The 21,444-nt window shown below is 62.2% G+C and carries 20 protein-coding genes; 5 read left to right on the top strand and 15 right to left on the bottom strand.

Annotation, left to right across the window (positions count from 1 at the left end; translation table 11 throughout):
• Positions 1–43: 43 nt before the first annotated feature.
• The 15 genes from B0G69_RS19470 to B0G69_RS19400 all read right to left on the bottom strand — a co-directional run bounded on the left by B0G69_RS19470 (position 44) and on the right by B0G69_RS19400 (position 15,364).
• Positions 44–769 (bottom strand): phosphoribosylanthranilate isomerase, encoded by a 726-nt coding sequence (locus B0G69_RS19470; RefSeq protein ID WP_199731386.1) that lies wholly within the window; start codon positions 767–769, stop codon positions 44–46.
• Positions 766–1,578 carry a tRNA pseudouridine(38-40) synthase TruA gene (truA, locus tag B0G69_RS19465; protein WP_121320189.1) on the bottom strand — a complete coding sequence of 271 codons (813 nt, stop codon included), beginning with the start codon at positions 1,576–1,578 and terminating at the stop codon, positions 766–768. The genes B0G69_RS19470 and truA overlap by 4 nt, the downstream gene beginning before the upstream one ends.
• The gene (locus tag B0G69_RS19460; protein ID WP_121320187.1) at positions 1,575–4,079 is read right to left on the bottom strand and encodes a FimV/HubP family polar landmark protein; all 2,505 of its coding nucleotides are present in this window, start codon (positions 4,077–4,079) and stop codon (positions 1,575–1,577) included. Before B0G69_RS19460 ends, truA begins: the two co-directional genes overlap by 4 nt.
• Before the next feature lie 138 nt (positions 4,080–4,217).
• Positions 4,218–5,339 (bottom strand): aspartate-semialdehyde dehydrogenase, encoded by a 1,122-nt coding sequence (gene asd, locus B0G69_RS19455; protein ID WP_121320185.1) that lies wholly within the window; start codon positions 5,337–5,339, stop codon positions 4,218–4,220.
• 349 nt (positions 5,340–5,688) lie between these two features.
• Positions 5,689–6,756, bottom strand: a complete 1,068-nt coding sequence (gene leuB / locus B0G69_RS19450) for a 3-isopropylmalate dehydrogenase (protein WP_029971412.1) — start codon at positions 6,754–6,756, stop codon at positions 5,689–5,691.
• An 83-nt stretch (positions 6,757–6,839) separates the two neighbouring features.
• Positions 6,840–7,493, bottom strand: coding sequence for a 3-isopropylmalate dehydratase small subunit (gene leuD / locus B0G69_RS19445; protein WP_121320183.1), 654 nt, complete (start codon positions 7,491–7,493; stop codon positions 6,840–6,842).
• Between the two features lie 86 nt (positions 7,494–7,579).
• Positions 7,580–7,738 (bottom strand): entericidin A/B family lipoprotein, encoded by a 159-nt coding sequence (locus B0G69_RS19440; protein ID WP_121320181.1) that lies wholly within the window; start codon positions 7,736–7,738, stop codon positions 7,580–7,582.
• A gap of 5 nt (positions 7,739–7,743) precedes the next feature.
• Positions 7,744–9,153, bottom strand: coding sequence for a 3-isopropylmalate dehydratase large subunit (gene leuC, locus B0G69_RS19435; RefSeq protein ID WP_121320179.1), 1,410 nt, complete (start codon positions 9,151–9,153; stop codon positions 7,744–7,746).
• Between the two features lie 298 nt (positions 9,154–9,451).
• Positions 9,452–10,753 (bottom strand): citrate synthase, encoded by a 1,302-nt coding sequence (gene gltA / locus B0G69_RS19430; protein ID WP_121320177.1) that lies wholly within the window; start codon positions 10,751–10,753, stop codon positions 9,452–9,454.
• 82 nt (positions 10,754–10,835) lie between these two features.
• Positions 10,836–11,108: a succinate dehydrogenase assembly factor 2 gene (locus B0G69_RS19425; RefSeq protein WP_042329019.1), complete on the bottom strand. Its 273-nt coding sequence runs from the start codon at positions 11,106–11,108 to the stop codon at positions 10,836–10,838.
• A 1-nt stretch (position 11,109) separates the two neighbouring features.
• Entirely contained in the window at positions 11,110–11,814 is a 705-nt protein-coding gene (locus B0G69_RS19420) for a succinate dehydrogenase iron-sulfur subunit (RefSeq protein ID WP_007178777.1), read from the bottom strand.
• Positions 11,815–11,838: 24 nt separating this feature from the next.
• Positions 11,839–13,614, bottom strand: a complete 1,776-nt coding sequence (gene sdhA / locus B0G69_RS19415) for a succinate dehydrogenase flavoprotein subunit (RefSeq protein WP_121320175.1) — start codon at positions 13,612–13,614, stop codon at positions 11,839–11,841.
• Between the two features lie 4 nt (positions 13,615–13,618).
• On the bottom strand, positions 13,619–13,987 hold the full coding sequence (gene sdhD / locus B0G69_RS19410) for a succinate dehydrogenase, hydrophobic membrane anchor protein (RefSeq protein ID WP_121320173.1): 369 nt from the start codon (positions 13,985–13,987) through the stop codon (positions 13,619–13,621).
• 3 nt (positions 13,988–13,990) lie between these two features.
• The gene (sdhC, locus tag B0G69_RS19405) at positions 13,991–14,407 is read right to left on the bottom strand and encodes a succinate dehydrogenase, cytochrome b556 subunit (protein WP_121320171.1); all 417 of its coding nucleotides are present in this window, start codon (positions 14,405–14,407) and stop codon (positions 13,991–13,993) included.
• 156 nt (positions 14,408–14,563) lie between these two features.
• Positions 14,564–15,364, bottom strand: a complete 801-nt coding sequence (locus B0G69_RS19400; RefSeq protein WP_121320169.1) for a GntR family transcriptional regulator — start codon at positions 15,362–15,364, stop codon at positions 14,564–14,566.
• A gap of 562 nt (positions 15,365–15,926) precedes the next feature.
• Here B0G69_RS19400 and B0G69_RS19395 point away from each other — a divergent pair.
• The 5 genes from B0G69_RS19395 to B0G69_RS19375 all read left to right on the top strand — a co-directional run bounded on the left by B0G69_RS19395 (position 15,927) and on the right by B0G69_RS19375 (position 21,431).
• Positions 15,927–16,910, top strand: coding sequence for a malate dehydrogenase (locus tag B0G69_RS19395; protein WP_121320167.1), 984 nt, complete (start codon positions 15,927–15,929; stop codon positions 16,908–16,910).
• A gap of 180 nt (positions 16,911–17,090) precedes the next feature.
• The gene (locus B0G69_RS19390; RefSeq protein WP_121320164.1) at positions 17,091–18,107 is read left to right on the top strand and encodes an aldolase/citrate lyase family protein; all 1,017 of its coding nucleotides are present in this window, start codon (positions 17,091–17,093) and stop codon (positions 18,105–18,107) included.
• A 52-nt stretch (positions 18,108–18,159) separates the two neighbouring features.
• Positions 18,160–19,347 carry a 2-methylcitrate synthase gene (prpC, locus tag B0G69_RS19385; RefSeq protein ID WP_121320162.1) on the top strand — a complete coding sequence of 396 codons (1,188 nt, stop codon included), beginning with the start codon at positions 18,160–18,162 and terminating at the stop codon, positions 19,345–19,347.
• 104 nt (positions 19,348–19,451) lie between these two features.
• Positions 19,452–19,955 carry a hypothetical protein gene (locus B0G69_RS19380; protein ID WP_121320160.1) on the top strand — a complete coding sequence of 168 codons (504 nt, stop codon included), beginning with the start codon at positions 19,452–19,454 and terminating at the stop codon, positions 19,953–19,955.
• 24 nt (positions 19,956–19,979) lie between these two features.
• A complete protein-coding gene (locus B0G69_RS19375) occupies positions 19,980–21,431 on the top strand; it encodes a bifunctional 2-methylcitrate dehydratase/aconitate hydratase (protein WP_121320158.1) in 1,452 nt (483 codons plus the stop codon).
• The last annotated feature ends 13 nt before the right edge of the window (positions 21,432–21,444 follow it).

The raw sequence follows: 21,444 nt of genomic DNA, 5'->3' as shown, positions 1-21,444 counted from the left end.
GTGTGGCGCGCGGCTCCCAGGATAAGAGAACCGCTGGCCTGAATCATTCGGCATCCGCCGCGCGCACCGCGCGTACGAATGCCGCCATCCGGGCGTGATCTTTCACACCCTTGGCGCCCACAACCTCGATGCCGCTCGAGACATCGACTGCGTAGGGGCGCACGCGATGGATCGCATCACTGACGTTTTGCGCGTTCAACCCACCACTCAAAACGGCCCGACGCGCGAGCTCTGCTGGAATAAGTGACCAATCGAAAACCTTCCCGCCGCCGCCGTAGCCCTCGACATGGGTGTCGAACAGAAGACCACTGGCCGCTGAATAATTGAGAGCCGATTTTACCAAATCGGCCGGCTGAGTATCCGCCGCAACGCGCAACGCGCGCAACCAAGGCAAACCCGCAACGCTGGCGAGCGCTTCGCACTGCTCCGCGGTCTCATCGCCGTGAAACTGCAGCAACGTGAGTCCGACGTTGCTCACCACTTCGCGAACCCAATCCGGCGTAGCGTTGACGAACAGCCCGACCACCGACACGAACGGCGGCACATCGTGCACCAGTTCGACCGCCTGTGCGATGCTCACTGAGCGCGGGCTTGGCGGGTAGAACACGAGGCCGATGGCGTCGGCGCCGAGGTCGATCGCCTGGGCGACGTCCTCCGGTTTCGACAACCCACACAGTTTGATGCGCGTGCGATGCGGCACGCTGTGCTGTTGCACGACGGCGCCTGCGTTGGCGTCGGCGGGGTTCGGCAGATTTTCGCTGACTTTCATGTTTCCGGTTGCTCGGTCCATACGGTACTCCACGGCACGCTGCCCGTTTGCGGAGCGGGCACGGCGAATCGCTCAGGATAGCCCACTTGCGCCAGATACAAGCCGTCCGGCATGAAAGTCGGTGCGGCGCAATCGCGCCTGCGGCTCGCGAGCACTTCGATCATCCATTCGGGCGCGTGTCGGCGGCGGCCGATTTCGATCAGACAACCCATCAGGTTGCGCACCATGTGGTGCAGGAATGCATTCGCCCGAAAGCGGAAATGAATGAAGTTACCGTTCTGTCGAACGTCGATCTGATACAGATGCTTGACCGGCGTTTTCGCTTGGCATTGCGACGAGCGGAACGCCGAAAAGTCGTGTTCGCCGATCAGATGGGCCGCGCCGGCCCGCATTGCGTCGACGTCTAGGGGCACATGCACCCAGCCGGCTCGCGTCGCGAGCATCGGCGAACGCACCGGGCTCACGTAAAGGACGTAGTAATAGGTCCGCTCGAACGCTGAAAACCGCGCGTGAAACTCGTCGGGCATCTGCTTGGCCCACTGCACACCGATGGTCTTCGGCAGGAACGAGTTGGGGCCGCGAACCCACGAAATATCCAGACGGTCGAGTTCGGTGTCGAAATGCACGACTTGCCCGAGGCCATGCACACCGGCATCCGTGCGGCCCGCCACGACGATATGCACGGGCACCTGCGCGAATTCGCGCAATGCCCGTTCGAGTTGGTTCTGCACCGTATTGCCGTGCGGTTGTGACTGCCAACCGCCGAATGCCGCGCCGTCGTACTGGACGCCTAATGCAATCCGCTTCACGACAACGGCGCCAGCGTCGAGAGCAGCGCGCGGGCCTCGGTGCGCGTAGCCGGATCGTTCGCTTCGATCACTTCGTTGATGAGCGAACGCGCGCCGGACAGATCGCCAAGTTCGATGTACTCGGAGGCCAGGTCCAGCTTGTTGCGGGCGATGCGGACCAGATCGGCCTGCGTGAATGCGGGCAACGGTTGCGCCGGGCTCGGCGGCAGTTCGAGGTCGAAGTCGAGCTTCAGCGCGCCGAAGCCGGCCGCGCCGAGGCCCGCGACGGCCGCGTGGCCTGCCGTGCCGGCGGCGATTTCGTCGGCGATATGCGGGGCGTCATCCAGATCGTCCGACGCGAGGGCTTGCTGCGCAGTCGTCTCGGGCGACGCGACCGGCTGCGTGCTCAGCGACGCGGGGCTCGGTACGCTGTCGGCGGGTGTTTCGATGCGCGGCGGCAGCGGCATGTCGAGACCGCTGAAAGCGTCGACGGCCTCGCGCGGGAATTCGGTCGGCGCGCCGGGCGCGGGCTGGGGAGCGCGCGCCGTTGTCTCAGGGAATGCGTCCGCCGACACGTCGGGGTAAGGCTGGCCGAACGGCGAAGTCGCGCGCGGCTCGATGTGTTGCTGCGTGAAATCGATCACAGGTGATGGAACGTTCAGATGATTCTGCGGCTCGGTGACCGGTTCTTGCGGTGTGGCCGGCGTATCGGAAGCCGGCTCGTCATTCGGTTGCAGGCCGTGTGCGGGTTCCCCTGCAGGCAAGGCTTCATCGTCGATCGGTTCCAGTGACGTCAGCGGCAGGGCTTCGGCGCCGAGGTCCGCGGCGGCGGCGAGGCTGGCTGCCGTGGTTGCACTGGCCGAGCTTTCCTGCGCCGCGGCGGGCGGCAGAGGTTCGGCTATCACGCCGGTCTCGGCGCGTGCAGGGGCGTCCGTGGCCGGGCGTGACAGATCGAAGGATGTGGGCGATGCGGTTTGTTCTTGCCCGACAGGTTCTGACGGCGGGGAGTCTTGGACGGGGGGTTCTGTATGGGATTCTTGAATGAGGGGTTCGTGTTCGGCTGCGGCTCGGTCGGCCGCTGCTTGTTGTTCTGCTGCTGCCGCTTGTTCTGCTGCTTGGTGTTCTGCCGCCGCTTGTTCTGCCGCCGCGCGTTCTGATTCGGCGCGTTCGGCTACTGCGCGTTCTGTCGTCGTATGTTCAGCTGCTGCCTTGTCAACTGCTGCCTGTTCCGCTGCTGCCTGTTCCGCCGCAGCACGTTCCGCCGCAGCACGTTCAGCTACCGCCAATGCCGCAGCCTGCCGCGCAGCGTCACCATCGTCCGCGCCCGACACTTCGCCCTTCGGGGTCTGCCCGCGAACCGCATCGCCATCCTGCGGGTCGCTTGCTCGCGCCGACGCCGCCACTTCGCCGTCCGCCGAGGCCACGCCTTCGCGCTTACGCCGACGCATGCGCAACGCCGCCAGCAGCACAACCAGCGCTGCGCCAACCGCCGCCGCGATGCTCAACTCCTTCTGCGACATCCCGCCACCGTTCGACGCGGGACCAACCGCCGCAGCGCCATGATCGGATGCCGCCGATGCGGCCGGCGACGCTCCGGCAACCGGCTTCGCAGCGCCCGCTGCCGCCGTGCCGCTCGTAGCGACCGGCGCACCGCCGATACCATGCTTCTGCAGCTCCATCAGCACGCGGTTCTTCAGCGCAAGCAATTGCTGCAGGCTGGAAACCTGCGCGCGCGGTTGCGATGCCGATTGCGCGGCGCCAGGCGCCCGAGCTATTCCGGTAGCCAGCGTCGGAGCGCTTTCGGTTGGCGCACTCGCTGGCGGCTGAATCGTTCCAGACCACTCATGCGCGTCGCTGGCCGGCGCCGCAGCCACCTGCGAGCCCGCCACTGCCGGCGCCGATGTAATAGCGCCGCTCACAGCCGCGCTGCTCGACGCAGGCGAGTTTGCCTGCGCCACTGCACTGGCCGTCCCCGCAACCGCAGGCGCAGCCGACGCCGAAGCATGTGCCGCAGCACTTGCACTCGCCGCGCTTGCAGCCGTCGCATCGACCTGCGCGGCACCGCTCGCACCAACCGCCGCATTCGGCGCCGAACCACCCGCAGCCCCTTGAGCCGCCGCCGACGACGCCGCCAAAGCCCCGGATGCGTCCAGCGCCGGCACGGTCAACACCGCTCCCACGCGCATCCGGCTCGGGTCATGCGCCATGAACGCACTCGGGTTCGCATCGAACAACGCGCGCGATGCGCGCACGAGCGTTGCCCGGTCGTGCGACTGCGTGACGGCGATGGCCACGTCGTTCAACGACTGCCCTGGTCGCACCGTGTATTGACTACCGGCCACATACGAAACCGACGCGGCGTCCGGCGCGCTCGCGCCATCGCCTGGCGCGGCAACTGCACTGCCCGCGCCCACGCCGGTCAGCACAAAAGCCAAAGCAGCAGCGGCCGCCGGACGGCTCGTCAAACGGCCCTTATCCTGATGGCTGAACATAGCCCGAATGGACGAGAATCGAAGGTTCATCGGGACTCCTGGCGCGTCAGCGCGCAGCCCTTTTTTGCGGTTGGAAGGAGACAAGATAATCGGAGCACACAATGAAAAAAGCGCCGCGCAAGCGCGACGCTTCTTAGTTTTCTACGCGTCGTGACCGCGTAGTTTACTTTACTTGTCGAGCACAATGCGAAGCATGCGACGCAGCGGTTCGGCCGCGCCCCACAGCAGCTGGTCGCCGACCGTGAAGGCCGACAGATATTCGCCGCCCATCGCGAGCTTGCGTACCCGGCCGACCGGCACCGTCAGCGTGCCCGTCACCACCGCCGGGGACAGATCACGCATCGACGCTTCGCGTTCGTTCGGCACGACCTTGACCCAGTCGTTGCCCGACGCGAGGATGCTGTTCACTTCGTCCAGCGGCACATCCTTGTTCAGCTTGATGGTCAGCGCCTGCGAGTGGCAGCGCATTGCGCCGATCCGCACGCACAAACCGTCGACCGGGATCGAACCCGGCGTGCCCATGGCCGGCTTGCCGAGAATCTTGTTGGTTTCGGCGCCGCCCTTCCACTCCTCCTTCGACATGCCATTGCCGAGATCCTTGTCGATCCACGGAATCAGCGAGCCGGCGAGCGGCACGCCGAAGTTGTCGGTTGGCATGCGATCGCTGTTCATTGCGCTCAGCACACGGCGGTCGATGTCGAGAATCGCCGACGACGGATCAGCCAGGTCTTCCTTGGCCGCGCCGTACAGCGTGCCCATTTGCTGCAGCAGTTCGCGCATGTTTTGCGCGCCCGCGCCCGACGCGGCCTGATACGTCATGGCCGTCATCCAGTCGACGAGGTTTTCGCGGAACAGGCCGCCCAGCGCCATCAGCATCAGGCTGACCGTGCAGTTGCCGCCGATGAAATTCTTCTGGCCGTTGACCAGCGCGTTCTTGATCACGTCGAGGTTGACCGGATCGAGAATGATGACCGCGTCGTCCTTCATGCGCAGCGACGAAGCCGCGTCGATCCAGTAGCCGTTCCAACCCGCCGCGCGCAGCTTCGGGAACACTTCGTTCGTGTAGTCACCGCCCTGGCAGGAGATGATCGCTTCGCACTTCTTCAGGTCTTCGATGCTTGTCGCATCTTTGAGCTTGGTCTCGTTTTTGGCGAACGACGGCGCGTTGCCGCCCGTGTTGCTGGTGCTGAAAAACACCGGTTCGATCAAGTCGAAATCGCCTTCCTGCTGCATACGTTGCATCAGGACGCTGCCGACCATGCCGCGCCAACCTACGAGACCTACGTTCATGACTTCATACCCTTCGAATTGAGACTTCCCCGCATCTTTGCCCGCAGTGACCGCGCGGGGAAGATGAGCGGGCACGACGGACGATCAGCGTTTCGTGATCGTTTTCGGGGTAATCGTTTTAATGGCAATGGCGAACTCAACCACACGGGCCGTTGTGCCGTGCAGTTTGGAAATCGAGGAGATTTGGGAGATCTGCGCCATCGTTACAATATACACGAAAACCGGAATCTGGCGACGTCATTCGCCGCTGTCGCCCGTGTTGTGTTGCTCGCGAATCGGCCTGTTTTAAGGCCGATTCGCGTTTTAAAGGCCGTTTGACGACCTGATTACTGCCTGAGCCCGATGCGCTTTACAGCGCTGCAACGACGGCGTCGCCCATCGCGACCGTGCCGACCTGCTTGCAACCCGGCGTGAGGATGTCACCGGTGCGATAGCCCTGCTCGAGCACCTTCTTCACCGCGTTTTCGATACGATCTGCCTGCTCTGCCTTGTTCAGCGAATAGCGCAGCATCATTGCCGCCGACAGGATGGTAGCCAACGGATTGGCCACGCCCTTGCCCGCGATATCCGGTGCGGAGCCGTGCGACGGCTCGTACAAGCCCTTGTTATTCTTGTCGAGCGACGCCGACGGCAGCATGCCGATCGAACCCGTCAGCATGGCGGCTTCGTCGGAGAGGATGTCGCCGAACATGTTGCCGGTGACGATCACGTCGAACGACTTCGGCGCCTTCACCAGTTGCATCGCCGCGTTGTCGACATACATGTGCGACAGCTCGACGTCAGCGTATTCCTTCGACACGTCGATCATCACGTCCTTCCAGAACTGCGACGTTTCGAGCACGTTGGCTTTATCGACCGAGGTCAGCTTCTTGCCGCGCTTTTGCGCCGCCTGGAACGCGACGTGCGCAATGCGGCGCACTTCCGGCTCCGAATAACGCATCGTGTCGAAGCCTTCCTTCGCGCCGGCGAACAGGCCGTCCGGCGCTTCGCGCACGCCGCGCGGCGCGCCAAAGTAGATGTCGCCGTTCAGCTCGCGCACGATCAGGATATCGAGACCCGACACGATCTCTTCCTTCAACGACGACGCGCCGGTCAGTTGCGGATAGCAGATCGCCGGACGGAAGTTCGCGAACAGCTGCAGGTGCTTGCGCAGGCCGAGAATTGCCTGTTCCGGACGCAGCGCGCGTTCGAGCTTGTCGTACTTCCAGTCGCCGACGGCACCGAACAGGATCGCGTCGGCTTCCTTCGCCAGCGCCAGCGTCGAATCGGGCAACGGATGACCCTTCGCTTCGTAGCCCGCGCCGCCAACCGGCGCTTCTTCGAGTTCGAACTTTTCGCCGAGTACGTTCAGGACCTTGACGGCCTCCTTGACGATTTCGGGACCGATGCCGTCGCCCGGCAACACTGCGATCTTCATGCGAATTCCTTGATGATTTTCTTCGAGACTGTTGAGCGTGATTCAGCGCGCGGGCCGCCGAAGCCCCTCGCGCACCTCATGCATTAACCGACGATGCGGTGGCTCAGCCACGGCTGCTTCGCGATGCGCTCGGCTTCGAACTGGCGAATCTTGTCCGCGTGACGCAGCGTGAGGCCGATGTCGTCGAAACCGTTCAGCAGGCAATATTTGCGGAAGCCCGCAACCTCGAACGGATACTCCGCGCCGCCATCCGACGTGCGCACGACTTGCGCTTCGAGGTCGACGGTCAGCTGGAAGCCGTTGAACGCATACGTTTCGTTGAACAGATGATCGACTTGCTGTTCGGTCAGCACGATCGGCAGCAGGCCGTTCTTGAAGCAGTTGTTGTAGAAGATATCGGCGAAGCTCGGCGCGATCAGCGCGCGAAAGCCGTATTGCTGCAATGCCCACGGCGCGTGCTCACGCGAGCTGCCGCAGCCGAAGTTCTTGCGTGCGAGCAGCACCGACGCGCCTTGATAACGCGGCTGATTCAGCACGAAATCCGGGTTCAGCGGACGCTTCGAGTTGTCTTGGCCCGGCTCGCCGTGGTCGAGGTAACGCCATTCGTCGAATGCGTTCGGACCGAAACCCGTGCGCTTGATCGACTTCAGGAATTGCTTCGGAATGATCGCGTCCGTGTCGACGTTCTCGCGATCGAGCGGCGCCACGACGCCGGTGTGTACGATGAATTTATCCATGACGCTTGCGCCTGTTTCAAGACCGTACGATACGGGTGGCGGCCGGAAAGCCGCTCGCCGCATCGCCGGCAAAAATCAAAAACCGCTTATTTTTCAGCGTGATTGCTGATCGAATTGCCGAGGTGCGACATGTCCTGGCCGAATCCGTGCACCGTGTTGCAACCGGCCAGACCGAGCAATAGCCCGGCCAGCGTACCGAGTGCGAAGCGGCGCAATAGAGTGCTGCGATTCATGTTCTTCATCATGCGATTTATCCAAGCTTGCGAATATCGACGAAATGCCCTTCGATCGCCGCAGCCGCAGCCATCGCGGGACTCACGAGGTGGGTACGGCCACCGGCGCCCTGACGACCTTCGAAATTACGATTCGACGTGGATGCGCAACGCTCGCCCGGATCCAGCCGGTCGGCGTTCATCGCGAGACACATCGAGCAGCCCGGCTCGCGCCATTCAAAACCGGCATCGGTAAAGACCTTGTCGAGGCCTTCACGTTCCGCTTGCGCCTTCACGAGCCCCGAACCCGGCACCACCATGGCCAGACGGATGTTCGATGCGACGCGGCGGCCCAGCTTCTTCACGACGTAAGCCGCGGCGCGAATGTCTTCAATGCGCGCGTTGGTGCACGACCCGATGAAGATTTTATCCGGCTTGATCGACTCGATCGGCGCGTTCGGCTCGAGCGCCATGTACTTCAGCGCGCGTTCCATCGCATCGCGCTTGACCGGGTCTTTTTCGCTTTCCGGGTCCGGCACGCGGCCGTCCACGGCGGTGACCATTTCCGGCGACGTGCCCCACGTGACTTGCGGCACGATTTCCGCAGCGTTCAGTTCGACCACGCGATCGAAATGCGCGCCGTCGTCGGACTTGAACTGCTTCCAGTACTCGACCGCGTGATCCCACTCGACGCCTTCCGGCGAGAACGGACGGCCTTTCAGGTAGTCGATGGTGGTGTCGTCGACCGCAACCATGCCGGCGCGTGCGCCCGCTTCGATCGCCATGTTGCAGACCGTCATGCGGCCTTCCATCGACAGCGCGCGAATCGTCGAACCGCCAAATTCGATCGCGTAGCCGGTGCCGCCCGCCGTGCCGATCTTGCCGATGATCGCGAGCACGATGTCTTTCGCGGTGCAGCCACGCGGCAGCGGGCCATCGACCTTCACCAGCATGTTCTTGCTCTTCTTCTGCAAGAGCGTTTGGGTGGCCAGCACGTGCTCCACTTCCGACGTGCCGATGCCATGCGCCAGCGCGCCGAACGCGCCGTGCGTGGACGTGTGCGAGTCGCCGCAGACGATCGTCATGCCCGGCAGCGTAGCGCCCTGCTCCGGCCCGATGATGTGCACGATGCCCTGACGCAGGTCGTTCATCTTGAACTGCGTGATGCCATAGGCGTCGCAATTCGCATCGAGCGTGTCGACTTGCAGCCTGGAGACCGGGTCGGCGATGCCGTGGGTGCGGTCCGTGGTCGGCACGTTGTGGTCCGAAACCGCCAGGTTCGCGCTGATGCGCCACACCGGACGTTCAGCCAGCTTCAGGCCTTCGAACGCCTGCGGGCTGGTCACTTCGTGCAGCAGATGACGGTCGATATAAAGGATCGTCGTACCGTCTTCTTCCGTGTGGATCACGTGCGTGTTCCACAATTTGTCGTAGAGAGTCTGTGCCATGGTATGCGGGGTAGTAATGACTGCGGGCTGACTGTGTCAGTCGATTATGCCACGCAGCGCCCCGCCGTGGGCCGTTCGATCAGCGAAAAAACCGATAAAAAACAGTGAGTTGGGTGGTAGTGCCGATACCTGTATCGACGTTACCCGGCAAGCGGGCGCACCAATCCCATCGAGGGTTTCGGCTCAAAAACAAAACGCCCCAACGGCGAACCCGTTGGGGCGTTTTTCGTTCAGCAGACTCCGCCCTCACTCGTAACCAATCAACCAAACATTACGAGCCAGGCAGATTCAAAGCCGATCAACGTTGCGCGATCGGCTTCGCTTCACGTTGCGTGTCGCCGATGAACAGCTGACGCGGACGGCCAATCTTCTGTTCCGGATCAGCGATCATTTCGTTCCACTGTGCAATCCAGCCGACCGTGCGCGCCATCGCGAAGATACACGTGAACATCGACGTCGGGATGCCCAGCGCGCGTTGCACGATGCCCGAGTAGAAGTCGACGTTCGGGTACAGCTTGCGCGACACGAAGTATTCGTCTTCCAGAGCGATCTTTTCCAGTGCCATGGCCAGCTTGAACAGCGGGTCGTCGTGCAGGCCCAGTTCTTCCAGCACTTCGTGACAGGTTTCGCGCATCAGCTTCGCACGCGGATCGTAGTTCTTGTAGACGCGGTGACCGAAGCCCATCAGCTTCACGCCCGAGTTCTTGTCCTTCACCTGCTTGATGAACTCAGGAATGTTGTCGACCGAGCCGATTTCTTCCAGCATGTTCAGCGCGGCTTCGTTCGCGCCGCCGTGCGCCGGGCCCCACAGACACGCGATGCCCGCCGCGATACACGCGAACGGATTCGCACCCGACGAACCGGCCAGACGCACGGTCGAGGTCGATGCGTTCTGCTCGTGGTCCGCGTGCAGGATCAGGATACGGTCCAGAGCGCGCACCAGCACGTCGTTGACCTTGTACTCTTCGCACGGGTTCGAGAACATCATGCGCATGAAGTTCGCACTGTACGACAGGTCGTTCTTCGGGTACGCGAACGGCTGGCCGATGCTGTACTTGTATGCCATGGCGACCAGCGTCGGCAGCTTCGCGATCATGCGAATGGCCGACACTTCACGGTGACGCGGATTGTTGATGTCGAGCGAGTCGTGATAGAACGCCGACAATGCGCCGACTGCGGCGACCAGAATTGCCATCGGGTGCGCGTCACGACGGAAACCACGGAAGAAGAAGTGCATCTGCTCATGCACCATTGTGTGGTTCGTGACCGTCTTCACGAATTCGGCGTTTTGCTGCGCGTTCGGCAGTTCGCCCTTCAGCAGCAGGTAGCAGGTTTCGAGGAAGTCGGCGTTTTCCGCGAGGTTGTCGATCGGGTAGCCGCGGTACAGCAACTCGCCCTTGTCGCCGTCGATGTAGGTGATCGCCGAATTGCACGCCGCCGTCGACATGAAGCCCGGGTCGTACGTGAACTTGCCGGTCTGGCCGTACAGTTTGCGAATGTCGATTACGTCCGGACCGAGCGTGCCCTTGTAAATCGGCATTTCAACGCTCGGCGAATTGTCGCTGAACGATAGCGTGGCTTTAACATCTGACGGGGTCATAGCACATCCTCAATCGAAGTATGGATACAGGGTTTCGATAATCGCACGCCTGGACAACGGACTCGCCGCGGACTGGCGGCACTCAAGCGTTGCGCAGCAGCTCCAGCACCCGGATCACATCCGGGTCGGCAAGCTCGCCTTCCGGTTCCTTGCGCACGAGCAGCAAGTCCATCAGGTCGTTATCGCTCAGTTCGAGCAGACGCGTGAGAGCGCCCACGTCGGCATCGCTGAGGTCATGCTCGTATCGGCCGAAAAAACGTTCAAAGATCAGATCGTTTTCCAGCAGGCCCCGCCGTGCGCGCCAGCGAAGGCGCGCACGGCGGAGAGGGTCGGACTGATGCGATGTTTCGTCCATCTCAGACAGCGCGGCGAACCATCAATTCCTTGATCTTGCCAATCGCCTTGGTCGGGTTCAGGCCCTTCGGGCAAACGTCGACGCAATTCATGATGGTATGGCAACGGAACAGACGGTACGGATCTTCCAGGTTGTCGAGGCGTTCACCCGTCGCTTCGTCACGGCTGTCCGCGATGAAACGATAGGCTTGCAACAGGCCGGCCGGGCCGACGAACTTGTCCGGATTCCACCAGAAGCTCGGGCACGAGGTCGAGCAGCTGGCGCACAGAATACATTCGTACAGGCCGTCGAGCTCGTCGCGTTCTTCCGGCGACTGCAGACGTTCCTTTTCCGGCGGCGGCGTATCGTTGATCAGGTACGGCTTGATCGAGTGATACTGGTTGAAGAACTGCGTGAAATCGCAGATCAGGTCGCGCACGACCGGCAGGCCCGGCAGCGGACGCAGCACGATCTTTTGCGGCAGGTCGTTCATGTTCTGCAGGCAGGCGAGACCGTTCTTGCCGTTGATGTTCATTGCGTCCGAACCGCACACGCCCTCGCGGCACGAACGGCGGAACGACAACGTCTCGTCCACTGCCTTCAGCTTGAGCAGTGCATCGAGCAGCATGCGTTCGTGCGAGTCGATTTCGATCTCGTACGTTTGCATGCGCGGCGCTGCGTCCTTGTCCGGGTCGTAGCGGTAAATTTCAAATGTACGCTTTGCCATTTCTGAATTCCTTTGACTTGTGCCTTAGAAGGTACGCGCTTTCGGCGGCACCGATTCGACGGTCAGCGGTTGCATATGAACCGGCTTGTAGTCGAGGCGATCGCCTTCGCTGAACCACAGCGTATGGCGCAGCCAGTTTTCGTCGTCGCGATGTTCGAAGTCGTTCTGCGCGTGCGCGCCACGGCTTTCCTTGCGCGCTTCGGCGGAGACCATCGTGGCGCGTGCCACTTCGATCAGGTTCGCCACTTCCAGCGCTTCGATGCGGGCCGTGTTGAACACCTTCGACTTGTCCTTCAGATGGATGTTGTCGACACGTTCAGCCACTTCGCGAATGCGCTCGACGCCTTCAGCCAGCAGCGCCGACGTACGGAACACGCCGGCGTGCGCCTGCATCGTGCCGCGGATGTCGTTCGCGACCGCTTGCGCGTACTCGCCCGACGACGACCGGTCGAGCTTGTCCAGACGCGACAGCGCGAAGTCGGCAGCGTCGGCCGGCAGCGGCTTGTGCTCCTTCATGTCCTTCACGTGCTTGACGATGTGGTTGCCGGCCGCGCGGCCGAACACCACCAGGTCGAGCAGCGAGTTCGTGCCCAGACGGTTCGCACCGTGCACCGACACGCATGAGCATTCGCCCACAGCGTAGAAACCGTTGACGACTTCTTCATGACCCTTCGCCGTACCGACGACCTGACCGTTGATGTTCGTCGGGATACCGCCCATCTGATAGTGGATGGTCGGCACAACCGGAATCGGCTCTTTAATGCAATCGACGTTCGCGAACTTCATCGCGATTTCGCGGATCGACGGCAGACGTTTCATGATCGTCTCGGCGCCGATGTGCGACAGGTCGAGCAGCACGTGATCCTTGTTCGGACCCACGCCGCGGCCTTCCTTGATTTCCTGGTCCATCGAACGCGAAACGAAGTCGCGCGGCGCCAGATCCTTCAAAGTCGGCGCGTAGCGTTCCATGAAACGCTCGCCGTTCGAATTGCGCAGAATGCCGCCTTCGCCACGCACACCTTCGGTAATCAACACGCCCGCGCCGGCCACGCCGGTCGGGTGGAATTGCCAGAATTCCATGTCTTGCAGTGCGATGCCCGAACGCGCGGCCATGCCCAGGCCGTCACCGGTGTTGATGAACGCATTCGTGGATGCCGCGAAGATCCGGCCCGCGCCGCCCGTGGCGAACAGCGTGGTCTTGCCTTCGAGGATGTAGACGTCGCCGGTTTCCATTTCCAGCGCGGTCACGCCGAGCACGTCGCCGTCGGCGTCGCGGATCAGGTCCAGCGCCATCCATTCGACGAAGAATTGCGTCTTGGCCGCGACGTTCTGCTGATACAGCGTGTGCAGCAATGCGTGACCGGTACGGTCAGCCGCCGCGCAAGCGCGTTGCACCGGCTTTTCGCCGTAGTTCGCGGTGTGGCCGCCGAACGGGCGCTGATAGATCGTGCCGTCGGCGTTACGGTCGAACGGCATGCCGAAGTGTTCGAGTTCGTAGACTGCGTTCGGTGCTTCACGGCACATGAACTCGATCGCGTCCTGGTCGCCGAGCCAGTCGGAGCCCTTGATCGTGTCGTAAAAGTGATAGTGCCAGTTGTCTTCGCTCATGTTGCCGAGCGAAGCGCCGATGCCGCCTTGAGCGGCGACCGTGTGCGAACGCGTCGGGAACACCTTGGACAACACGCAGACCGACAGACCGGCGCGCGCGAGTTGCAGCGAAGCGCGCATCCCCGAGCCGCCTGCGCCGACGATGACCACGTCAAACTTGCGACGCGGCAGAGAATTCTTGATTGCAGCCATTCTTTTACACTCTCCAGAGAATCTGCGCAGCGTAGCCCGCACATGCGAGCAGCCAGACGATCGTCAGCGCCTGAAGCGTCAGGCGCACGCCAACGGGCTTCACATAGTCCATCCAGATGTCGCGGATACCAACCCACGCGTGATAGAACAGCGACAGCAGCGTGACGAACGTGGCGAGCTTCATCCATTGCGTCGCGAAGATCGACGCCCAGCCGTCATACGAGAAGTTGCGACCCGCGAAGAACCACACGAGCAGGATCACCGTGTAGATCGCCATCACGGCGGCGGTGATGCGCTGCGCGAGCCAGTCGCGCAGGCCGTAATGCGCGCCGACGACGAGACGCTTCGAACCGATTCGGTTATTAGCTGACATTTTTTAGAATGCTCCGAACAGTTTTGCCGCGAATGCAATGGTGAGCAGCGACGATACGACGAGGACCACGATAGAGGTCGACTTGCCTTTTTCCTTCGTCACCGCATTGTGGTTGGTGTCCATCACGAGGTGGCGAACGCCGGCGCAGAAGTGAAACAGGAAAGCCCACGCGAGAACCAGCGTGATGAGCTTGACGATGATGTTGGAGAGGAAACCTTTGAAGACTTCGAAACTCAATTCGGAAGTCAGGCTCTGATCAAAGAGGTACAGCAGGAACGGAAGAAAAACAAACAGCAGACCACCGCTCACACGGTGCAGAATCGACACACGTCCCGCTAGCGGGAGACGGTATGCCGTCAATATTTGCCCAATACCGATGTTCCGGAATTCCGGCCTCGGTTTTTTTACCGCTTCAGCCATGCTAGACCCCTACTATGTAGTCACACTAATCCGCAATTTTAGCGCCTTTTTATATCGCGCTGCAGCGAAAACCACGACAGGTCCGTTACAGCACGCGCGATAAAGCGCCGTCAAACAGGCGCGCGTGTGGGACGCCGCGCCTGGATTCAGCCCGATTCAGCTCAGATCGTTCTGATAGTAATACCCGGTTGTGACATACCAACCTCGCCGGACTTCAACCGGCCGGTCCCCGTACGTAAAGGACACGCGCTCGACCGACAGCAGCGGAAAACCCGCGGGCACGTGCAACAGATGGGCCACCGACGGCTCGGCCGCCACCGCGCGGATCTTCTCCGTCGCGCGGATCATGCGGGTGCCGAACTCCGTCTCGAACATCGCGTAAAGGGGACCCTTGTATTCCGACAGCCGTTCGAGCGTGAGCCCGCGGAACACGGCGCCGGGCAGCCAGATTTCGTCGAGCACGGTGACTTCGCCGTCGAACTGCAGCAAACGCTTGATCAGCACGACCGGATCGGCCGGCTTCAGGTCGAGCTGCCGGGCGATGTCCGCCGATGCGCGCAAGCGCCGACACTCGAGCAGGCGGCTCACGTGCGGGTGTTCCGCGCCGTCTTCGGCCAATAGCCTCAGGAAGCGAAACTGGGCGCGGTCCTCGTTGTGCGTTGCAACAAAGGTACCCTTGCCCTGGCGGCGCACCAGCAGATTGTCGGCGGCAAGCTCGTCGATCGCTTTGCGCACCGTTCCCTGGCTGACCTTGTATCTCGCCGCCAATTCGACTTCACTAGGAATGATCTCGCCGGGCTTCCACTCACCGCTTTCGAGGCTCTGCGTAATCAACCCCTTGATCTGCTGATACAAGGGACTGAAAGTGGGCGACGCAGCGGGAGCGGCAGCAGATACACCCTCGCCTGCGGCCCCTTGGCCGTTCGGGTTCGTGGTGTTCGCCGGGTTCGAATTCATCCGCGCATTTCATCATAAAGGGCTGGGGCGCGTCTAGGGTTTTCCCCGCAACAGATGTGTCTTATATAAGACATAAGATAATGTTGACTTTGTGCTTCACGGCTCCTACACTCCTTGTCGAGCAAGGGTTTGCGGGATTTTCGGCGACTGTTTTCAGGCAGCGCCGCAACGCGCCGGCCGCCACTCTGCACTATGCCGTTCCCTCGCAGTTCAGGTTTCGATTCGCCGCCATCCGTTGATCCGACGCTTGCCGAACCGCGCTGTTTGCAGGAGCCCGCACCGTGCAGCGGCTACCCCGGCGCCTCGCTGTCCCAGTCCCGCTCTCTCAGGAAAATGCCGGGCCGTCCGGGGGCCTGGCGCGAAGCGCCCGAGAGAGCGTCCAGTAGCTCGGTAGTACCGGTTTCCGGCACGGCGGTCTTGCCGCAGCACGCCGCCCGGTCTCGGCAGATCTAGAGGCCGCACGCGAACAGTGAATTCCGCCGTGTTTCATAACGCTTCGCTGAACGCGCATATAGAATGGCGTTTTCCCTAGCGTCTAACGCATCGTCCTGGAGATTTCTCAATGGCTAAGCCCGCAAAGCGCGTTGCCGTCACCGGCGCCGCAGGTCAAATCGCTTACTCCCTGCTGTTTCGCATCGCCAATGGCGACCTGCTCGGCAAGGATCAACCGGTCATCCTGCAACTGCTCGACCTGCCGCAAGCGCAAGGCGCCGTCAAAGGCGTCGTGATGGAACTGGATGATTGCGCATTCCCGCTGCTGTCGGGCGTCGTGATCACCGACGACCCGAAGGTTGCATTCAAGGATGCAGACGTGGCCCTGCTGGTCGGCGCGCGTCCGCGTTCGAAGGGCATGGAGCGTAAGGATCTGCTGTCGGCCAACGCCGAAATCTTCACGGTTCAGGGCAAGGCGCTGAACGATGTCGCGAGCCGCGACGTGAAGGTGCTGGTGGTCGGCAACCCGGCCAACACGAACGCGTACATCGCGATGAAGTCGGCGCCGGATCTGCCGAAGAAGAACTTCACCGCGATGCTGCGCCTGGACCACAACCGTGCGCTGTCGCAACTGGCGGCCAAGTCGGGCAAGCCGGTCGCGTCGATCGAAAAGCTGGCTGTGTGGGGCAACCACTCGCCGACCATGTACCCGGACTTCCGCGTTGCAACGGCTGAAGGTCAGAACCTGACCAAGCTGATCAACGACGAAGAATGGAACCGCAACACGTTCATCCCGACCGTCGGCAAGCGCGGCGCGGCGATTATCGAAGCGCGCGGCCTGTCGTCGGCGGCGTCGGCAGCTAACGCTGCAATCGACCACGTGCGTGACTGGGTCCTCGGCACGAACGGCAAGTGGGTCACGATGGGCATCCCGTCGGATGGTTCGTATGGCATTCCGGAAGACATCATCTACGGTGTGCCGGTAACGTGCGAAAACGGCGAGTACAAGCGCGTGGAAGGTCTGGAAATCGACGCGTTCTCGCGTGAAAAGATGGACGGCACGCTGCAGGAGCTGCTGGAAGAGCGCGAAGGCGTTCAGCATCTGCTCGGCTAAGCACTTCATGCCGACGAACCGGAACTCCGAAGCGTTACCGCGGCGGGTTCCGGTTTTTTTCGTGCGAACGCAGCGTTTCGCAGCTGATTCGAACGCGTTTTGCCACCACGTCACCGTGGTCGGGCAGAACCCGTCCGAATCGGATTTTCTCCAATCACCACCCACGCCCTGACGCCGAAGATGCGCGCCCTCACACCCGCCGAAGTGCTGTTTGACGGCGAAGTGCCGCCCGCCGTGCTGCCTGCCTGCGACCACTACGCCGGCAGTGAAAAACTGATGCTGAAATCGCTCGCGTTGCAGCAGCAACTGGGGCCGGTGTTCGATATCACGCTCGATTGCGAAGACGGCGCGCAAGTCGGCCGCGAAGCGGAACACGCGGAGCTGGTCGCGTCGCTGCTGGGTAGCGAACATGACCGCTTCGGCCGGGTCGGCGTGCGGATTCACGACTTCGCTCACGCGCATTGGCGGGACGACGTCCGCCTCATCCTCCGCGCCGCGAAGCGAGCACCCGCTTACATCACCCTGCCGAAAATCCGCAACGTGCCCGATGCCGCCGAAATGGTCGCGTTCATCGAGGCAACGCGGCGCGAGCTCGGCATCGCGCAGCCGGTGCCGGTGCAACTGCTGGTCGAAACCCACGGCGCGCTCACGCGCGTGTTCGATCTGGCCGCGTTGCCGGGCGTCGAAGCCCTGAGCTTTGGCCTGATGGACTTCGTCTCCGCACACGACGGCGCAATTCCCGACACGGCCATGCGCTCGCCGGGCCAGTTCGATCATCCGCTGGTGCGACGCGCGAAGCTGGAAATCTCCGCCGCCTGCCATGCGCATGGCAAAGTGCCGTCGCACAATGTCAGCACGGAAGTGCGCGACATGAGCGTGGTCGCCAACGACGCCGTACGGGCCCGCAACGAGTTCGGCTACACGCGGATGTGGAGCATCCACCCGGCGCAGATCGAGGCGATCGTCGCCGCGTTTGCGCCGCGCGACGAGGAGATCGCCACAGCTACCGAGATCCTGCTGGCCGCGCAATCCGCGCAGTGGGGCCCGACGCGCCATCACGACACGCTGCACGACCGCGCGAGCTACCGCTATTACTGGTCGGTGCTGCGCCGCGCGCAATCCACGGGCCGCGCCGTGCCGCAGGACACCGCGCCGCTGTTCGCGGAAGTGGGCGCTAACGGACAGTCGGCACCGTGAGTGGCAAGGTTCAGGCAGCAGCTACGAGCAGGCAAACAGGAGAACGCGGGAGATGAGCGAGACGACGCAAGCCGCGGGTGCACAAGGCAGCAACGAACCCCAAAGCGGCTTCAAACCGAAGAAATCCGTCGCGCTGTCCGGCGTGACCGCGGGCAACACGGCGCTGTGCACCGTCGGCAAGACCGGCAACGACCTGCATTATCGCGGCTACGACATTCTCGACCTCGCGAGCGCGTGCGAATTCGAAGAGATCGCCTATCTGCTGGTCCACGAAAAGCTGCCGACCCAGGCCGAACTGACGGCCTACAAGACCCGGCTCAAGAGCCTGCGCGGGCTGCCCGCGAACGTCAAGGCCGCGCTCGAATGGATTCCCGCCGCCGCGCATCCGATGGATGTGATGCGCACCGGCGTGTCGGTGCTCGGCACCGTGCTGCCGGAGAAGGAAGATCACAACCTGCCGGGCTCACGCGACATCGCCGACAAGCTGATGGCCTCGCTCGGCTCGATGCTGCTGTACTGGTATCACTACTCGCACAACGGCAAGCGCATCGAAGTCGAGACCGACGACGATTCGATCGGCGGCCACTTCCTGCATCTGCTGCATGGCGTCGAGCCGTCGAAGTCGTGGGTCGATGCAATGCACGTGTCGCTGAACCTGTACGCCGAACACGAGTTCAACGCGTCGACGTTTACCGGCCGCGTGATCGCGGGCACGGGCTCGGACCTCTACTCGGCGATCACCGGTGCGATCGGCGCGCTGCGCGGGCCGAAGCACGGCGGCGCCAACGAAGCCGCGTTCGAGATCCAGTCGCGCTATCAGAGCCCGGATGAAGCCGAGGCCGATATTCGCCGCCGCGTGGAAAACAAGGAAGTGGTGATCGGCTTCGGCCACCCGGTCTACACGATCTCCGATCCGCGCAACAAGGTCATCAAGGAAGTCGCCAGGAAGCTCTCGAAGGAAGCGGGCAACACGAAGCTGTTCAATATCGCCGAGCGGCTCGAATCGGTGATGTGGGACGCGAAGAAGATGTTCGCGAATCTCGACTGGTTCAGCGCGGTCTCGTATCACATGATGGGCGTACCGACGGCGATGTTCACGCCGATCTTCGTGATCGCGCGCACGGCCGGCTGGAGTGCGCACATCATCGAGCAGCGTATCGACAACAAGATCATCCGGCCGAGCGCGAATTACACCGGACCGGAGAATTTGAAGTACCTGCCGCTAAATAGGAGAAAATAGCGGTTGCTGTGCGCTTTCCAAGCGCGTGCAGTTCAACCCGCGCGGCCGCCAGGACCGGTAGCCCGCGCAATGTTTAACTGAAATTAGATAGAAAGGTTTTCTCCATGAAAAAGCTGATGATCGCCGCCGTGATTGGCGCCCTGTCCACGACGATGCTGTCCGTCGCGACTGACGCCGCCGCGCAAACGGCGACCACCACCAAACCGGCTGCCAAGGCTGTCGCAAAGCGCCCGCAGCCGCGCCGCCTGATCAAGCGCAAGGAAAATCCCGCCAAGGAAGCGAAGGTCGATCCGGTACCGGAAGGCGCGGAAAAGTGGGCGTGCAAGGACGGTCTGGCTTTCGAAATGAAGGGCGACATGAAGCGTGACCAGATCGTCACGGTTCACTGGGCGAACAAAAACTACAATCTGCCGCGCGAAGCTACCACCACTGGCGCAGACCGCTTCCACGACGCCGCCACGGGCATGGATCTGGTCGTGATCCCGACCAAGGCGATGCTGTTCCAGGACAAGGACAGCTCGCGTCTGGCCGACGAATGCAAAACGATGGCAATGATGCAAGGCGCACCGGCTCCGACGCAATCGAACGCGATCAACAAGGCTAACTAATCATCATCGTAGGAACAGCTCCCGATGTCCGCTCCGATTTCCAACGTGCGACCCGACCCGGACCCGGTCCTCGTCGACATCGTCGATTACGTTCTGGATTTCCCGATCGACAGCACGCTCGCGCTGGAAACCGCGCGTCACTGCCTGATCGATACGCTCGGCTGTGGACTCGAGGCGCTCTCCTACCCAGCCTGCACCAAGCTGTTGGGACCGATCGTGCCGGGCACGATCGTCCCCAACGGCGCGAAGGTGCCGGGCACGTCGTTCCAGCTGGACCCGGTTCAGGCCGCCTTCAACATCGGCGCAATGATCCGCTGGCTCGACTTCAACGACACCTGGCTTGCCGCCGAATGGGGTCATCCGTCGGATAACCTCGGCGGGATTCTCGCGACGGCGGACTGGCTCTCGCGCACTGCCATCGCAGCCGGCAAAACGCCGCTGACGATGAAAGACGTGTTGATCGCGATGATCAAGGCGCACGAGATTCAAGGCTGTATCGCGCTCGAAAATTCCTTCAACAAGGTCGGGCTCGATCATGTACTGCTGGTGAAGCTGGCGTCGACGGCCGTGGTCGGCCAGTTGCTCGGCCTCACGCGCGACGAACTGATCAATGCGGTGTCGCAGGCGTTCGTCGACGGGCATGCGCTGCGCACCTATCGCCACGCGCCAAACACCGGTTCGCGCAAATCCTGGGCCGCGGGCGATGCGACCTCGCGCGCCGTGCGCCTCGCGCTGATTTCGAAGACCGGCGAGATGGGCTATCCGTCGGTGCTGAGCGCGCCGACGTGGGGCTTCTACGACGTGCTGTTCAAGGGCAAGCCGTTCCGGTTCCAGCGCCCGTACGGCTCGTACGTGATGGAAAACGTGCTGTTCAAGATTTCTTTTCCGGCAGAGTTCCACGCGCAAACCGCCGTGGAAGCCGCGATGAAACTGCACGCGCAACTCGCTGCTTGCGGTAAGCGCGTTGAAGACATCCAGAAGATCACGATCCGCACCCACGAAGCCACGATCCGCATCATCGATAAAAAAGGCCCGCTGAACAATCCGGCCGACCGCGATCATTGCATCCAGTACATGATCGCCGTGCCGCTGATCCATGGCCGCCTGACGGCTGCGGACTACGAAGATTCGATCGCGCAGGACGCGCGTATCGATGTGCTGCGTGCAAAGATGGCTTGTGTCGAAGACGCGCAGTTCACGAAGGATTACCACGATCCGGAGAAGCGTTCGATCGCCAATGCACTGACGATCGAATTCAACGATGGATCGAAGTTCGACGAGGTCGCAGTCGAATACCCCATTGGTCATAAGCGCCGTCGCGAAGATGGCATTCCGTTGCTGGTCGAGAAGTTCAGGACCAACCTCGCGCGGCGCTTTCCGGTCAGGCAACAACTGGCGATTCTCGACGTGTCGCTCGACCAGGCAAGGCTCGAAGCCATGCCGGTCAACGAATACGTCGATCTGTACATCATCTAGTTCAGTACTGTAG

The sequence above is a fragment of the Paraburkholderia sp. RAU2J genome (genome assembly GCF_003634845.1).
Taxonomy (GTDB): Bacteria; Pseudomonadota; Gammaproteobacteria; order Burkholderiales; family Burkholderiaceae; genus Paraburkholderia; species Paraburkholderia fynbosensis.
The sequence above is the reverse complement of the archived record's forward strand: the minus strand, read 5'-3'. Positions and strand labels throughout refer to the sequence as shown.

Excerpts from the sequence above, each read along its gene's own strand:
- B0G69_RS19470 (WP_199731386.1), bottom strand. The coding sequence starts at position 769 with ATGAAAGTCAGCGAAAATCTGCCGAACCCCGCCGACGCCAACGCAGGC.
- B0G69_RS19460 (WP_121320187.1), bottom strand. The coding sequence starts at position 4,079 with ATGAACCTTCGATTCTCGTCCATTCGGGCTATGTTCAGCCATCAGGAT.
- asd (WP_121320185.1), bottom strand. The coding sequence starts at position 5,339 with ATGAACGTAGGTCTCGTAGGTTGGCGCGGCATGGTCGGCAGCGTCCTG.
- leuB (WP_029971412.1), bottom strand. The coding sequence starts at position 6,756 with ATGAAGATCGCAGTGTTGCCGGGCGACGGCATCGGTCCCGAAATCGTC.
- leuD (WP_121320183.1), bottom strand. The coding sequence starts at position 7,493 with ATGGATAAATTCATCGTACACACCGGCGTCGTGGCGCCGCTCGATCGC.
- B0G69_RS19440 (WP_121320181.1), bottom strand. The coding sequence starts at position 7,738 with ATGATGAAGAACATGAATCGCAGCACTCTATTGCGCCGCTTCGCACTC.
- leuC (WP_121320179.1), bottom strand. The coding sequence starts at position 9,153 with ATGGCACAGACTCTCTACGACAAATTGTGGAACACGCACGTGATCCAC.
- gltA (WP_121320177.1), bottom strand. The coding sequence starts at position 10,753 with ATGACCCCGTCAGATGTTAAAGCCACGCTATCGTTCAGCGACAATTCG.
- B0G69_RS19425 (WP_042329019.1), bottom strand. The coding sequence starts at position 11,108 with ATGGACGAAACATCGCATCAGTCCGACCCTCTCCGCCGTGCGCGCCTT.
- B0G69_RS19420 (WP_007178777.1), bottom strand. The coding sequence starts at position 11,814 with ATGGCAAAGCGTACATTTGAAATTTACCGCTACGACCCGGACAAGGAC.
- sdhA (WP_121320175.1), bottom strand. The coding sequence starts at position 13,614 with ATGGCTGCAATCAAGAATTCTCTGCCGCGTCGCAAGTTTGACGTGGTC.
- sdhD (WP_121320173.1), bottom strand. The coding sequence starts at position 13,987 with ATGTCAGCTAATAACCGAATCGGTTCGAAGCGTCTCGTCGTCGGCGCG.
- sdhC (WP_121320171.1), bottom strand. The coding sequence starts at position 14,407 with ATGGCTGAAGCGGTAAAAAAACCGAGGCCGGAATTCCGGAACATCGGT.
- B0G69_RS19400 (WP_121320169.1), bottom strand. The coding sequence starts at position 15,364 with ATGAATTCGAACCCGGCGAACACCACGAACCCGAACGGCCAAGGGGCC.
- B0G69_RS19395 (WP_121320167.1), top strand. The coding sequence starts at position 15,927 with ATGGCTAAGCCCGCAAAGCGCGTTGCCGTCACCGGCGCCGCAGGTCAA.
- B0G69_RS19390 (WP_121320164.1), top strand. The coding sequence starts at position 17,091 with ATGCGCGCCCTCACACCCGCCGAAGTGCTGTTTGACGGCGAAGTGCCG.
- prpC (WP_121320162.1), top strand. The coding sequence starts at position 18,160 with ATGAGCGAGACGACGCAAGCCGCGGGTGCACAAGGCAGCAACGAACCC.
- B0G69_RS19380 (WP_121320160.1), top strand. The coding sequence starts at position 19,452 with ATGAAAAAGCTGATGATCGCCGCCGTGATTGGCGCCCTGTCCACGACG.
- B0G69_RS19375 (WP_121320158.1), top strand. The coding sequence starts at position 19,980 with ATGTCCGCTCCGATTTCCAACGTGCGACCCGACCCGGACCCGGTCCTC.